Annotated in this window: 12 protein-coding genes and 1 pseudogene; 3 read left to right on the top strand and 10 right to left on the bottom strand. The window is 71.6% G+C overall.

The annotated features are described in order from the left end of the window. Positions 1-216 precede the first annotated feature (216 nt). Complete coding sequence (locus ABZT02_RS12035) at positions 217-720, top strand: MarR family transcriptional regulator (RefSeq protein WP_356016765.1); 504 nt, start codon at positions 217-219, stop codon at positions 718-720. Between the two features lie 8 nt (positions 721-728). On the opposite strand, the gene ABZT02_RS12030 is transcribed toward ABZT02_RS12035, so the two are convergent. From ABZT02_RS12030 to ABZT02_RS12000, 7 genes and pseudogenes are all read right to left on the bottom strand, one after another. Next, entirely contained in the window at positions 729-1,916 is a 1,188-nt protein-coding gene (locus ABZT02_RS12030; RefSeq protein WP_356016763.1) for a GAF domain-containing SpoIIE family protein phosphatase, read from the bottom strand. Then, positions 1,894-3,756 carry a GAF domain-containing SpoIIE family protein phosphatase gene (locus ABZT02_RS12025; RefSeq protein ID WP_356016761.1) on the bottom strand — a complete coding sequence of 621 codons (1,863 nt, stop codon included), beginning with the start codon at positions 3,754-3,756 and terminating at the stop codon, positions 1,894-1,896. The genes ABZT02_RS12030 and ABZT02_RS12025 overlap by 23 nt, the downstream gene beginning before the upstream one ends. After that, positions 3,740-4,825: a SpoIIE family protein phosphatase gene (locus ABZT02_RS12020; RefSeq protein ID WP_356016759.1), complete on the bottom strand. Its 1,086-nt coding sequence runs from the start codon at positions 4,823-4,825 to the stop codon at positions 3,740-3,742. The genes ABZT02_RS12025 and ABZT02_RS12020 overlap by 17 nt, the downstream gene beginning before the upstream one ends. Continuing rightward, a complete protein-coding gene (locus ABZT02_RS12015; protein WP_356017125.1) occupies positions 4,822-5,265 on the bottom strand; it encodes an anti-sigma regulatory factor in 444 nt (147 codons plus the stop codon). The genes ABZT02_RS12020 and ABZT02_RS12015 overlap by 4 nt, the downstream gene beginning before the upstream one ends. Further along, positions 5,265-5,702, bottom strand: coding sequence for an STAS domain-containing protein (locus tag ABZT02_RS12010; protein WP_356016757.1), 438 nt, complete (start codon positions 5,700-5,702; stop codon positions 5,265-5,267). The genes ABZT02_RS12015 and ABZT02_RS12010 overlap by 1 nt, the downstream gene beginning before the upstream one ends. Continuing rightward, a complete protein-coding gene (locus ABZT02_RS12005) occupies positions 5,699-6,598 on the bottom strand; it encodes an STAS domain-containing protein (protein ID WP_356017123.1) in 900 nt (299 codons plus the stop codon). Before ABZT02_RS12005 ends, ABZT02_RS12010 begins: the two co-directional genes overlap by 4 nt. A gap of 147 nt (positions 6,599-6,745) precedes the next feature. Then, a pseudogene (locus tag ABZT02_RS12000) lies at positions 6,746-7,906 on the bottom strand (PP2C family protein-serine/threonine phosphatase); the annotation flags it as partial. A 187-nt stretch (positions 7,907-8,093) separates the two neighbouring features. Here ABZT02_RS12000 and ABZT02_RS11995 point away from each other — a divergent pair. Continuing rightward, a complete protein-coding gene (locus ABZT02_RS11995) occupies positions 8,094-8,528 on the top strand; it encodes a MarR family transcriptional regulator (protein ID WP_356016755.1) in 435 nt (144 codons plus the stop codon). 292 nt (positions 8,529-8,820) lie between these two features. On the opposite strand, the gene ABZT02_RS11990 is transcribed toward ABZT02_RS11995, so the two are convergent. Both ABZT02_RS11990 and ABZT02_RS11985 read right to left on the bottom strand, forming a co-directional pair. Beyond that, positions 8,821-9,930, bottom strand: a complete 1,110-nt coding sequence (locus ABZT02_RS11990) for a hypothetical protein (RefSeq protein ID WP_356016753.1) — start codon at positions 9,928-9,930, stop codon at positions 8,821-8,823. Positions 9,931-9,932: 2 nt separating this feature from the next. Then, positions 9,933-11,000, bottom strand: a complete 1,068-nt coding sequence (locus tag ABZT02_RS11985) for a hypothetical protein (RefSeq protein ID WP_356016751.1) — start codon at positions 10,998-11,000, stop codon at positions 9,933-9,935. 186 nt (positions 11,001-11,186) lie between these two features. Between ABZT02_RS11985 and ABZT02_RS11980 the strand changes: the two genes are divergently transcribed. After that, complete coding sequence (locus ABZT02_RS11980) at positions 11,187-11,534, top strand: antibiotic biosynthesis monooxygenase (protein WP_356016749.1); 348 nt, start codon at positions 11,187-11,189, stop codon at positions 11,532-11,534. Positions 11,535-11,558: 24 nt separating this feature from the next. Here the strand turns inward: ABZT02_RS11980 and ABZT02_RS11975 are convergent, their stop codons facing one another. Beyond that, positions 11,559-13,871, bottom strand: a complete 2,313-nt coding sequence (locus tag ABZT02_RS11975; RefSeq protein WP_356016747.1) for an FdhF/YdeP family oxidoreductase — start codon at positions 13,869-13,871, stop codon at positions 11,559-11,561. Between the last annotated feature and the right edge of the window lie 6 nt (positions 13,872-13,877).

Genomic DNA, 13,877 nt, shown 5'->3' with positions numbered 1-13,877 from the left:
TGGCCTCGGCCGACGATTCTGCGCCGTGCCCCGGGGCTTGCCGCAAGCCCCCCTTCGCGCTATAACTTGAGTAGCGGCAAGGAGAGTTCTCTCCTTGCCTCTTTCTTTTGCCGTCCTCCGGAGCGGGCCGCGTGCTTGCTCGACGCCTCATCGGGTACCGCGTTTGAATGAGGGCGGTATCTGCATGGCCAAGCGATTACGGAAAGTGATGGGTGTGTGACTCGTCTCAGTGGCTCGGGGGACGACCAGTCGAGCGGACCGGGTGACGACCCACTCTCCGTCGCGCTGGAAGTCGCCGACGCCGTGGACGGTCTCGCGAACCTGTGGTCGGTGGCCGCCCAGGGAGCGAGCCTGAGGCTGTCGCCGCACCAGCTCAGAGCCCTTCGGATCCTGGAGTCGGAACCGGGGTTGAACCTCACCACTCTCGCGGAGTGCATGGAGATCGGGCCACCGACGGCCAGCCGGCTGTGCGACCGGCTGGAGGCGGCCGGCCTGCTGGAGCGACTGCTGCATCCGCACCGGCGCCGTGAGGTGCAGCTCGTTCTCACGGTGCGCGGTCGGCACGTGCTGGACGAGGTGGCCGCGCGCAGATCGCAGGCGCTCGCCGCGGTTCTCGCGGCCATGGCACCCGGTGAGCGGGCGGCCCTGAGCGGGGGGCTGCGGGCCTTTCTGAGCGCTCAGGGCGACACCGGCAAGGAAACCGACGACCCCGGGCGGTGACCGGGCGGTCAGCCCCGGCGGCCGTTCCAGTCGAGACAGACCACGGCGGCGTCGGACAGCAGTTCCTTGCTGCCGTAGTGCTCGAACAGTCCGGCGATGACCGCGCGTGCCGTCTCGTGCGGCGGTGCGGAACGGGTGGCGCCGAGGATCTGGCGCAGGACCCGCTCGCCGAACAGGTCGCCCGTCGCGGAGCGAGTGTCGTGCACGCCCGTGCTGACGGCGATGAGACGGTCGCCGGGCTCGACCTGGAAGGTCTGCTCCGCGTACTGGGTCTCCTCGAACATGCCGAGCGGCATCTGCGCCTCCAGTTCGACCCGCTCGGTGCGGCCGCCGCGCTGCTGGAACAGCTGCGGGGAGCCCGCGTCGACGGCGTGCACGACGCCCGTGGCCAGCTCGAAGCGCAGCAGCAGTGTGGAGGCGTACGCCTTGCCGCCGTACTGGGCGTAGACGGCCTGGTCGGCTAGGCATGCCTGGTCGGCGAGGGATATGCCGGCGCGGCGGGCGTTGCGCAGGGCGCCCGTCGTGAGACCGGCGAGCAGGGCGGCGTCGATGCCCTGTCCCATTCCGTCGGTGATGGCGAGGACGAGGTGGTCGGCACTGGTGGACCAGTCGAAGGTGTCGCCGCCGATGGCGTAGGCGGGTTCGAGGTGGGCGCCGATGACGTACTCCTCGCGGGCGCAGCCTCGGCCGGGCAGGAGCTGCCACTGCATCTCGGCGGCGAGGGTCATGCGACGCGTGCGGCGGGCCTGGAGGTAGAGGTCGGCGTCGCGGCCGGCGGTGGTGACCTCGTGCCCGAGTGCCGTGGCGAAGTCGCCGAGCTGGAGCACGGTGTGCGGGTCGACGGCGCCCGGGGGCAGATGTACGGACAGGACGCCGAGCCGGTCGCCACGCACGGTGATGGGCAGATGCGCCTGGTGGCCGGCCGGATCGTGGAGGACTTCGAGCACCGGCTTCTGGGTGAGGAAGGCGCTGCCCGCGGGCCCCTCATGGGCGGAGACCGGCGCGTCGGTGTGCGGCAGGTGCGTCACCGGTTGCAGGACGGCCAGGCCGTAGTCGGCGAGGAGGAGCGTCACTGCCTGGGCGCCCACCCGTTCGGCGAGCAGTCGGCGGGCGGTGGCGACCAGCGCGTGGGGCGCGGCCGCGCGCAGTTGGGCTTCCGCGGACGGCTGTGGTTCAGAGACTTTCACGCAATCCACCCTCTCGCCTTGTGTCCTTCACGCTACCGCGCGCGGGCAGGCTGTCAGGCGGTTCGGAGTCAGTGGGGGATCGGTCCGCCTTCCGGGGCCGTTCCCGCACCGTGGGGGGCACGGTGTGGCACAGCAGCAGGCAGACGTCGTCGTCCCGTTCGGAGTCGTACAGCAGGGGCTTGAGGAGGGCGTCCGCGGCGGCGTCCAGGTCCTGTTCCAGTTCGGCGGTGTTCAGCGCCTCCAGTGCGCGGCCGAGACGCCCGATGCCGGGGTCGATGCCCTGGCCCCGGCGTTCGACCAGCCCGTCGGTGTACAGCACCAGGGACGAACCGGGGGGCAGCTCGGCCCGTTGGTCCGTGTACACGTAGGGCAGCGGAATGCCCAGCATCACGCCGGGTTTGGCGTCCAGGACCCGTGCGGTGCCGTCGGCGGCGCGCACGACGGCGGGCGGGTGGCCTGCCGAGGCCCAGAGCACCTCCGGTTCGCCGGGCCGGAAGCGGGCGATCAGCGCGGTGGCGTACAGGTCCGGCTGCAGGTGGCCGAGCATGCGGTGCAGCCGCGTGAGGATCTCGCCGGGGGTGGCGTTCTCGACGGCGTAGGCGCGCAGGGCCGTGCGCAACTGGCCCATGACGACAGCGGCGTGCAGTCCGTGGCCGGTGACGTCGCCGATGACGGCCAGCACGCTGCCGTCGGGCTGGAGGAAGGCGTCGTACCAGTCGCCGCCGATGTTCATGCCCCAGGTGGCGGGAAGGTAGCGCGCGGCGAGCAGGAGTCCCGGTGGGGTGGGCAGGTCGGTGAGCTGGGCGCGCTGCAGGGCTTCGGCGGTGTTGCGGGACTGCCGGTAGCGGTGGGCGTGGTCCAGGGCGACGCCGACGCGGCGGGCGAGCTCGACCAGCATCACGGAGGTGTCCTCGTCGAGACGGGGGCCGGGGGCGGTGAGGGTGAGGACGCCCAGCAGGCGCTGTGCGACGAGGGGGATGGCCAGCAGCGGCCGCTCGGGGGACAGGGCGGAGGGCGGGAGGTCGTCGACGCCGGGGAGGGCGCCGGGGTGTGCGGCGGCGTGCTGGGGACGACCCGTGCGGGCGGCGGCCACGGCGGCCGCCGAGTGCTCCCGGACGCGGTGCGCGCGCTCGTCGTCGTGCTCCTCGTACTCCTCCTCGTCGAAGAGCCAGACGTCGAGATGCTCCGCGTACTCCGGCACCAGCATGTCGGAGAGGCGGCGCAGGATGGCGGTGTGGCTGAGGGAGGACGTGATGGCGGCGCTGGCGTCAGCGAGGAAGGTCAGCAGCCGCCGGGCCCGTTCCGCCTCGGTGCGGGCGGTCCGCTCGGCTTCGAGGAGTTCGCGCTGGGCGCGGGCCGCGGCCTCCAGGTCGGCGTGGAGTGCCAGGACGCCCTGGTTGGTGTGGTGCAGTTCCTCCCGGTGCAGCCGGACCAGGTTCTCCTGCTCGTCGAGGAGGCTCAGCACCGCCGCGGTGTTCTCGTCGGCGCGCAGCAGGGCCTGCGGCAGCGAGGTGGCGACACGGCGGCTTTGCCGGACGGGCCGCTGAGGCAGGGGACAGGTGAGTGGGGGAGTCCCGTCCTGGGGGCCCGGCTCGTGATCGCCGGTCGGCCTCAACGACGCCTCGAGCCGGCCGGCCTGTCCGGTGGCGAACTGCCGGACGTGGAGCCGCAGTTCCCACTCACCGCCCAGGCTGAGGCAGCTGCGCAGTCGTGCCGTCAGCGCCGTCAGGAAGCGGGCCCGTTCCAGTGCCGGCGCCCCGCCGTCCGTGGCGATGCGGTCGGCGCCGGCGCGGGCCCGGGCGGCGTCGGCGACCGACGCGATCTTCCAGACGTCATGGGGTGCGGTCATACGGGTCCGTCCGGGGGTCAGGGGCCAGTACGGCCACACTGGCGTCGTCGCGCAGGGGCCGGGCGGCGCTGCCGGCGTCCCGCAGGACGACCGCGGCGACCACGGCCGGGTCGTGGGCGCCGAGTCGGGGGTCGCCGGGCGGTACCCAGCGGCTGGGGAGCCCGTCGCTGTGCAGGACGAGCAGACTGTCCGGCGTCCAGGCCGCCTCGCGCAGGGGCACGGTGGCGGGGAAGTGGGCGCCGACGATGCCCGGGTGGGAGATGAGGGGGTGCCACGCACCACCGGTGCGCAGCCTGGCGCCGATGTTGCCGACACCGGCGAACGTCAGCCGGCCGGCGTCCTCGTCCAGCTGCGCGACGCCGACGGCCGCGCCTCGCGTGGCCCGCAGTGCGGAGTGCAGCTGCCGCAGGATCTCGGCCGGCGGCAGCTCGGCACACCGGCGCAGTTCTTCCACGGCGGCCGTGGACGCGTCGGCTGCCTTGTCCCCGTGGCCGAGCCCGTCCACCAGCATCAGCGTGACGCGGGGGCCGGAACGCACCTGGCCGAAGGCGTCTCCGGAGTGCTCGGCCAGGGCGAGGGATGTGGTGATTCCCCCGGCCCGGGTGGCCGTACGCGACCGCACCTCCCGGCGGCGTGGACCGCCGGGTGCCCGCGCGGGGGTGATGCGTGCCACCGCGACGGTGCCCTGACCCGGTCTGCTGTACAGGTCGAACTCGCTGGATATGCGCCGGCAGGTGCCCAGGCCCGCACCGAGGGAGGAAGAGGCGGTGCTGTGGCCGTCCCGCATCGCCGCGGGAACGTCGTCGATGCCCGGTCCGTGATCGAGCGAGGCGATCTGCACGCAGGGCACGTCCTCGGCGAGCGTGTCGGAGGGGGCGGCCAGGTTGATGACAATGCGGCCGCCCCCGGCGTGCTTGACGAGGTTGGTGCCCAGCTCGGTGGCCACCAGCGCCGCGACCGCCGTGGCGTGCGCGTCCAGCCCCGCCCGGGCGCAGGCGGCCTCGGCGGCGACGCGTACGTCCCGGACGCGGGTGCTGTCCTGGACCGGGATGTCCCACACCCTGCTCAAGGGGCACCTGTGCGTGGCGCGGGCAGGCCGGAGACCCAGTCGGCGATCGTGACGGTGGTGCCCTGGCCGGGGCGGCTGTCGAGAACGAACTCCCTGACCAGCCGCCTGGCCCCGCTCAGCCCCATGCCCAGGCCGTTTCCGCTGGTGTACCCGTCGGTCATGGCGAGCTCGACGTCCCGGATGCCGGGGCCCGCGTCGACGAAGGACAGCCGCAGTCCGCGGTGGGCGCTGTCTGTCAGCACCGTCATCTCCATGTGCCCGCCGCCTCCGTGGACGAGGGCGTTGCGGGCCAGTTCGCTGGCGGCGGTCACCAGCTTCGTCTGCTGGACGAGGTTGAAGCCGAGGTCGGCCGCGGTCTGGCGCACCTGCTGTCGTACCCAGGCCAGGTCGGCGTCCGAGCCGATGGGCAGACGCGTGGTCGAGGCGATGGGGGCATGCATCATGCACCCTCTCCCGGGTGTGCCGTCGGAGCTGCCCAGGAGGCGCGGCCCAGCAGGGCCAGGGCCTTCTCGACGTTCAGGGCGGTCAGCAGGCCGGGCAGGGTGAGCCCCATCTCGACGAGGGTGATGGCCACGGCCGGACGCATGCCGGCCAGCACGGTCCGTGCGGCGAGCAGGCGTGCGCTCGCGGCGATCTCGGCCAGTACGCGGCCGAGGAAGGAGTCGACGATCTCCACCCCGGAGATGTCGATCACGACACCGTTCACCGGTGTCGGACTGGACGCGATCCGTTCGGAGATGTCGTGCTGGAGCTGTTCGGCCGCCTCGTCGTGCAGTTCTCCCTGCAGGGTGACCAGCAGGACGTCTCCCAGCGCCAGTACCGGCACCGGCACCGGCACCGGGCCCGGGCCGCGGTGCGTGGCGACGACGCCGGTCACCGCGGACTCGCTGCCGTCACCGGGCGTGGGGAGACGACGATGCCCTGCCGGGTGAGCGCGTAGGCCAACGCGTCGGCGAGACCGGCCCGGGTGATGATCGACCCGAGGTCGATGCCCAGGTGGACGATGGTCTGCGCGATGGCGGGACGGATCCCGGAGACGATGCACTCCGCGCCCATCAGCCGGGCCGCGGCCACGGTCTTCATCAGGTGCTGGGCCACGAGCGAGTCCACGGTCGGGACACCGGTGATGTCGAGGATCGCGTACGCGGCCCGCTGGTCCACGATGGCCTCCAGCAGGCTCTCCATCACGACCTGGCTGCGGGCGCTGTCCAGGGTCCCTATCAGCGGTACGGCGACCACGCCGTCCCACAGCTTGATGACCGGGGTGGCCACCTCCAGCAGCTGCTGGCGCTGCCGGGCGATGAGCTGCTCGCCCGCGCTCACCGTCGTCTCCATGATCACCAGGCGGAGCGTGGCCATCAGGACCGCCAGTGCCTGCGCGCACGCGTCGCCCCGCACGTCGTCGGCGGCGTCCTGGAACTCGGCCCGCAGCAGTGCGGTCACCGGTTCGCGCAGCCCCGCGACCTCGCCGGCGATCTGTACCGGCGTGGAGCCGCTCCGGCCCCGGGCTGCGGCCATCCGGCCGAGCTGGTCCCGCACGGTGTCGAAGCCGGGCGCGTCGACATCCTCCAGCCGTCCGGAGCGGGCCACGTCGGCCAGGGCGTCCACGACGGCCTTGCACGCTTCGACCGCCTCGTCCCGTGAGACGGTGAAGACCGTACGGAACAGGGCGGCGTCCGCCCAGCGCTGGGCGATCTGCTCACGACGCCGCTCCAGAAAGGCGCCCAACTCCTTCGCCGTCCGGGGGGCCGTGTCGTGCTCCGCCACCTGCATCCTCATCCCTGCCTGCGAGGCCGTTCGGCCCGCCGAGCGGTCAGGCCATGTGGCAATTATTGCCGCATGGCAAACGTTAACGTGAGTGCGAGTGGGGAACAACATGCCCCCACCGCCGGCGGACAGGCTGGTCGGTCCGTCGGACTGCGGCCTGCCGTGCCAGTCCACACACACGATCAGCGCGTCGTCGTCCGGGATGGCCTCACCGCGGTGGCCGGTCAGCTCCCGCAGGACGGCGCGCGGCGCCTCGGCGGCGGGCAGCAGGCGGGTGGAGTGGACGGCCCGGACGAGAGCCGCCTCCCCGTAGGCCTCGCCCCTGGGGGAGGCCACGGCATGCACTCCGTCACTGACGAAGACGAGCCGGTCACCGGGTTCGGCGTAGAAGTCCTGCGCGACGTAGTCGGTTTCCTCGAACATGCCCAGCGGGAGCTGGGCGTCGAAGTCGACACGTTCCACGGTGCCGCCGCGCAGCCGCAGCAGCTGGGGGGAGCCCGCGTCCACGACGCTCGCCCGACCGGTGGCCAGGTCGAAGTCGAACATCAGGACGGACAGATAGCTGTGCCCCCGGTAGTGGGCGTAGACGGCCTGGTCGGCCAGGGCCGCCTGGTCGGCGATGGACAGTCCGGCGCGCCGGGCGTTGCGCAGCGCGTTGATGGCCAGGTTCGTCAGCAGGGACGCCTCTATGCCCTCGCCCATGCCGTTGGTGACGTACAGCATCAGGTGGTCGGCGGTGGCGGACCAGTCGAAGTTGTCGCCGAAGATGGCGTAGGCGGGCTCCAGCTGGGCTCCGAGTTCGTACTCGGGACGGGAGCAGGCGCGGCCGGGCAGCAGTTGCCACTGCATCTCGGCGGCCAGGGTCAGCCGGTCCTTGCGCCGTGCCTGGAGGTACAGGTCGGTGTCGCGCTCGGCCACGACCAGTTCGTGCCCCAGTACGTCGGCGATGTCGGCCAGTTCGGACTCCCACTGCTGCGTGGCGTCGCGGCCGGACAGGGTGACGGACAGCACACCGAGCCGGTCGCCGCGCACACTGACCGGCAGATGCAGACGCGTTCGCCCGTTGCGCCCGTCCTCCCGGTACGGCTGCTGCGAACCGAAGGCCCGGCCGGCCGGACTGTTGTGCACCGACACCGGCTCCAGCGTGTGCGGCAGCACCGACACCGGCTGGAGCACGCTCAGGCTGTAGTCGGCCATGAACAGCTCGACGTCCTCCGCGCCGTACTGCTCGATCAGTACGGCGCGGATGGCGTCGAGCAACTGGTGGGGGGCCGCTGTGCGCAGAGCGCGTTCAACGGCCAGAAATCTCTTCATGATGGAAAAACACCTGTCCTTCACCGGACGACGTACGGGTCTCGCTCACGAGGCCGGATCGCTTCGACCATCCCGGTCCCGTGTGGTCAGCTCGCTCGCCTAGTACGCTGGCAGACACCCCAGTGCCTGCGAGAGTGTGATCGTGACTGCCTTCCGCCGCCGCTCAGAGCCTGATGAGGTCGCACGGGTGACCACGACGGCCGTCGAGCTGCTGGAGGTCGTGTGGGGCCGGGCCTCGACCGCGCCCACGTCCGCGTCGCAGCTGCGGGTGCTGCATATCCTCGAGCACCACGACGGCATCAACCTGCGTACCCTCGCCGAGTTTCTCGCCTCGACCCCGCCGTCCACCAGTCGGCTGTGCGACCGGCTGGTGGCGGCCGGGTTCGTCGAGCGGGTCGTGAGCGAGGAGAACAGACGTGAGGTGCGGCTGCATCTCAGCGGCCGGGGCCGCGCCTTCCTCGTCGACCTGCGCGGCCGCAGGGAGAGGGAGTTGCAGACCGTGCTGGCGGACATGCCTGACGTCAAGCGGATCGCGCTGCTGGAAGGGCTGGAGGCGTTCTGCGCCGCCGCGGCCACACAGACACACGACGACGCGGCGGGCTCCGGCAGCCGGACCGCCTGAACCGCCACTCGCGCCCTCGGCGGCTTCGTCACCTTTCGACATGGGTGACCAGCACACGGAGTGGTCCCCGCCCACCGGAGCATTCCAGGTCCTTCCCCATACGTCCGACACGGTTACGTGTCGCTTCCCTGGCTTTTGTCGTCAGACGGCAGCAAGGCGTCCGACCGCCCTTACCCGAACTCGCTTACCCCGTCGGGCCGAGTTGTTAGGTGGGTGTGCCGTATGTCTCTCGATTGAGGGAAGCCGCGCATGCGCGGAGCCATCCGGGGAAGTCTGAATGGCTTTCCGCTTCTCAGCCGAAGCGCAGAATACGCGGGGCGAAGGTGCCTTCGGGGCCGTCGGCGCGGCCGACCGACCACACCGTCTCCGTGCCCGGCACCGGCGCCAGCCGTAGCGTCCGGGAATCCCCCTCTCCGGCCACCGCCGGTTCGCCGTACTCGCTGAACGACTGTCCGTTCCAGGCGAGGAAGTCAGGCCCGGACACCAGGGGCGGAGTGCTGCCCGGCGGCCCCCACTTCTGCGAGCGGGACACCGAGACCCAGGCCAGTCCACCGGAGGTGGAGGCAGCCAGTGAACTGATCGAGCCGAAGTCGGTGGGCACGCTCACCCGGTTCCACGTCTGCCCGTCGAAGCGGACCAGCAGCGGCGGAATCGGCCGGCCGGGCGGGCCGCCGACGAACCCGGCCGTGCCGCCCGCCCACACCTCGGTCGGCGAGACCGCCAGCACACTGCCCACGGCCGACCGCGGAAAGCCGTCCACGATCGTCTGCTGCCACGCCTGCCCGTTCCAATGGGACACGGCCGCACCCGCGTCGGTGGCGCCGGCGGCCCAGACGTCGTCGGCCGCTTTGACGTCCAGGCCGTACACCGAGCCCGGCGGCACGGGCACGTCCTGCCAGGCCTGCCCGTCCCGGCGCAGCAGCACCTGGGCGCCGTCCCGCGAACCGATCAGCCAGGTCTCACCGCCGCCGGCGACGACTTCGGTCAGCGACACACCGGGCGGTGGCCGGCTCTCGGACCAGGCGGTGCCGTCGAAGTGGAGCAGACGGGTGCCGCCCGCCGCGTCGCGGCCCACCGCCCACACCGCGGTCGGCGATGTCGCGGCGATGGACAGGAGCTCACCCTGCCAGCCGATCCCGGCCAGGCTCTGGCGCTGCCACGCGGTTCCGTCCCAGCGCAGCACCAGCGGGAAGCCCGGTGCCTCGCGGCCCACGGCGTCGGCGCCCACCGCCCACGCCTGGTCCGGGCCGAACGCCACGGCCTCGTTCAGCGCGGCCTGCGGGCGTACCTGGGCCGGGACGGGAACGTGTCGCCAGGACGGGGGTTCCGCCGCGGCCGAGCTCATGACCGTGATGAGGGTCATGACGACGGCGAGGGCCGCGACGTGAAGTCTGCGTGCCATGGTCAGCCTCCCAGCCGCTCACTCATCAGGTTCGGTTTGGAGCCGTAGACCTCGACCGTGCCGAAGGACAGCAGCGCTGCCCCGGCCCTCGCCAGCGCACGCGGTTTCACGTCGATCGCGTTCGTGCGCTCCGGGCCGTAGGAGAAGGTGGTGCGCGGGCCGTCCACGCGCGCGTACTTCGACCGGAACGCGCGGTCGCTGCGCACCGGCAGCCACAGCGCGCCGTCCGGGCCGCGCACCATGCCCTCGGTGTAGGTGTCGCCCAGGGGCGGGTAAGTGGTGCGCCAGGCGTGCCCGTTGAAGGTCATCAGGTAGGTGCGGGCCACGCCGTCGGTGTACTGGCTGCCGCCGATCGTGACCCGGCCGGCCGGTTCGATCAGCAGGGTGTGCACGTTGCTGTCGGGCGGCAGCGGCACCTTCGCGTCCCGCCACGCCGTGCCGTCCCAGCGCAGCACAGCCGTCCCGCTGTCGGTGTCGGCCCAGGCCCAGGCGTCGTCGGCGGTACGCGCGGCGATCCCCATCAGGTACAGCACCCCCTCCGGGACGGCCTGCGCGGTCCAGCGGGAACCGTCGTAGCGCAACACCTTCAGCCCGGTGCCGTCCTCACCGACCACCCACGCGGCCCCGGGTACGGCGGTGAAGTCCTGGTAGGTCCACAGGGTCTGCGGCAGCGGGACGCTACTCCACCCTCCCGCCGGCCGGCGCAGGATCTCGCCCTCGCCCGCGCGGTTGTGGAGGATCCACACCTCCGCGCCGACGAACTGCACCTTGCCCAGCCAGCCCGGTTCGGTGGAGCCGGGGAAGGTGGTGTCCCGGCTCCACGCCGTGCCGTCCCAGCGGTACAGCATCGGCCGCAGTTCGTCGGCGGCCTGCTCGTACCCGGTCGCCCACGCCTCACCCGGCCCGCGGGCGGCGAGGTCGGACACGGTCACGGGCGGGGTGGCCGGCGGCACCGGGAGCGCCGACCAGCTCGGTGTCACGGCCGCTTCGGGTGTCACGGCCGCAGCGGGGGACACCACCGCGGCACACGCGATCACAAGGCAGACGACGAACGCACGGAGACCGTTCACGAGACCCCCCAGAACGCGACGGTCGCACACGCTATTGGCCTTCACCGATCCCTGGACAGACGGCATTCGGCCGATCGTGGCTCCTGGGGGCACGGTTCAACCGCAGCACAGGAGGGTGGTGAGTTCGGCCTGGGGCGCGAGATCGTTTCAGGTGAAACTGCCGGTGTCGTCCGTCGGAGGACCGCCTTGCCCACTCCCGCGCCCGCGTCGCTGCCCGACCCGCCCTACTACGCCGTGGTGTTCACCGCCGTGCGCACCGACGGCGACAACGGCTATGCCGAGACGGACGAGCGGTTGTTCGCACTCGCCGCCGACCAGCCGGGATTCCTCGGCGTCGATGCCGCTCGCGGCGCGAACGGCCTGGGGATCACGGTGTCGTACTGGAGGGACGAGGCCTCCATCGCCGCCTGGCGCAATCACGCGGAGCACACCCTGGCCCGTGCGTACGGACGCGAGCACTGGTACGCCTCGTTCTCGCTGCACGTGGCCAAGGTCGAGCGCGCCTACGGGTTCACCCGCCCGGCGGACGCGTAGGCCGCCCCCCTGCTCGGCCTCCTCTCAGGCAGTGGTGGGAGTCGCCCGGTCGGACGGGGACTCCAGGCGTACGACGAGGCCCTTGGACGTGGGCTGATTACTGATGTCGGCGACGCTGTCCAGCGGCACCAGGACGTTGGTCTCCGGGTAGTAGGCGGCGGCGGAGCCCGGTGCGGTCGGGTAGGAGACGACCTCGAAGTTCTCGGCCCGGCGCTCGATGCCGTCCCCCCAGACACTCACCAGGTCGACGCGGTCGCCCTGGGCGAGACCGAGTCCGGAGAGGTCGGCCGGGTTGACGAGCACCACATGACGGCTGCCGTGGATGCCGCGGTAGCGGTCGTTGAGCGTGTACGGGATGGTGTTCCACTGGTCGTGCGAGCGCAGGGTCTGCAACAGCAGGTGACCCTCGGGCGCCTGCGGGACCACCCGCTCGTTGCGGGTGAACAACGCCTTGCCCGCCGACGTGTTGAACTCGCCCTCGTTGACGGGGTTGGGCAGCTGGAAGCCACCCGGTCGCGTCACCCGCGCGTTGAAGTCGTGGAATCCCGGCACGATGCGGGCGATACGGTCGCGGATCGTGCCGTAGTCGCCTTCGAACCGGTCCCAGGGGATGTCCGGTTTACCGGCGAGGGTGCGGCGGGCCAGTCGGCACAGGATCGCGACTTCGCTGAGCAGCAGCGGGGACGCGGGTTCGAGGCGGCCCTGGGAGGTGTGCACCTCGCTCATGGAGTTCTCCACCGTGACGAACTGTTCACCGTCGGCCTGGACGTCCCGTTCGGTCCGGCCCAGCGTCGGCAGGATCAGCGCCGTGTCACCGCACACGGTGTGCGACCGGTTCAGCTTGGTGGAGATGTGGGCGGTCAGCCGGCACGAACGCATCGCCTCCTCGGTGACCTCGCTGTCGGGAGCGGCGCGCACGAAGTTGCCGGCCAGGGCCAGGAAGACCTTGACACGGCCCTCACGCATCGCCTTGATCGAGTTCACCGAGTCGAGCCCGTGCGGGCGCGGTGGATCGAAGCCGAACTCCTCCTGCAGCGCGTCGAGGAACGAGTCCGGCATCTGCTCCCAGATGCCCATGGTGCGGTCGCCCTGGACGTTGCTGTGCCCGCGCACCGGGCAGACGCCGGCACCGGCCCGCCCCAGGTTGCCGCGCAGCAGCATGAAGTTGACGATCTCCCGGATGGTGGGCACGCCGTGCTTGTGCTGGGTGATGCCCATCGCCCAGCAGACGATGACGCGTTCGCTGCGCAGGACCTCGTCGCGGACCCTCTCGATCTCCTCGCGGGTCAGTCCGGTCGCCGCGCGGACGTCGTCCCAGTCGACGCTGCGCGCGTGCTCCGTGAACTCCTCGAAGCCGGCCGTGTGCGCTTCGATGAAGTCGTGGTCCAGGACGGTGCCGGGCCGGGCGTCCTCCGCCTCCAGCAGCAGGAGGTTGAGGGCCTGGAAGAGGGCGAGGTCGCCGCCGGGCTTGATGTGCAGGAAGCGGTCGGCGATCTGGGTGCCGCGCCCGATGACCCCGCTCGGCTTCTGCGGGTTCTTGAAGCGTCGTAGCCCGGCCTCGGGCAGCGGGTTGACCGCCACGATCCGGGCACCGTTGCGCTTGGCCTCCTCCAGGGCGGACAGCTGGCGCGGATGGTTGGTACCGGGGTTCTGCCCGACCAGGAAGATCAGGTCGGCGTGGTGGAGGTCGTCAAGACTGACGGTGCCCTTGCCGGTGCCCAGCGTCTCGCTCAGGGCGAAGCCGCTGGACTCGTGGCACATGTTGCTGCAGTCGGGCAGGTTGTTGGTGCCGTAGGCGCGGGCGAAGAGCTGGAGGACGAAGGCGGCTTCGTTGCCGGCCCGGCCCGAGGTGTAGAAGACGGCCTCGTGGGGGGAGGACAGCGAGGTGAGTTCTCCGGCGAGCACGCCCAGCGCGTCGTTCCAGCTGATCGGCTCGTAGTGGTCGGAGCCCGGCCGCTTGATCATCGGCTCGGTGAGGCGGCCCTGCTGGTTGAGCCACATGTCGGAGCGTTCGGCCAGGTCGGAGACGCTGTGCTCACGGAAGAAGTCGGCGGTGATCCGGCGTGTGGTGGCCTCGTCGTTGATGTGCTTGGCGCCGTTCTCGCAGTACTCGTTGCGATGGCGTTGCCCCGGGGCCGGATCCGCCCAGGCGCAACCGGGACAGTCGATCCCGCCCACCTGGTTCATGGCCAGCAGGTCCACCCCGGTCTTGCGCGGGGACGTCTGCTCCAGCGAGTACTCCAGCGCGTGCACGACCGCGGGAACCCCGGCCGCCCACTTCTTCGGCGGTGTCACGGAGAGGGTGGTCTCCGGCTCCTCGCCGGGCGGGTTCTGCATCGCATC

It is taken from the genome of Streptomyces sp. NPDC005402 (assembly GCF_040606575.1).
Taxonomy (GTDB): Bacteria; Actinomycetota; Actinomycetes; order Streptomycetales; family Streptomycetaceae; genus Streptomyces.
The sequence above is the reverse complement of the archived record's forward strand: the minus strand, read 5'-3'. Positions and strand labels throughout refer to the sequence as shown.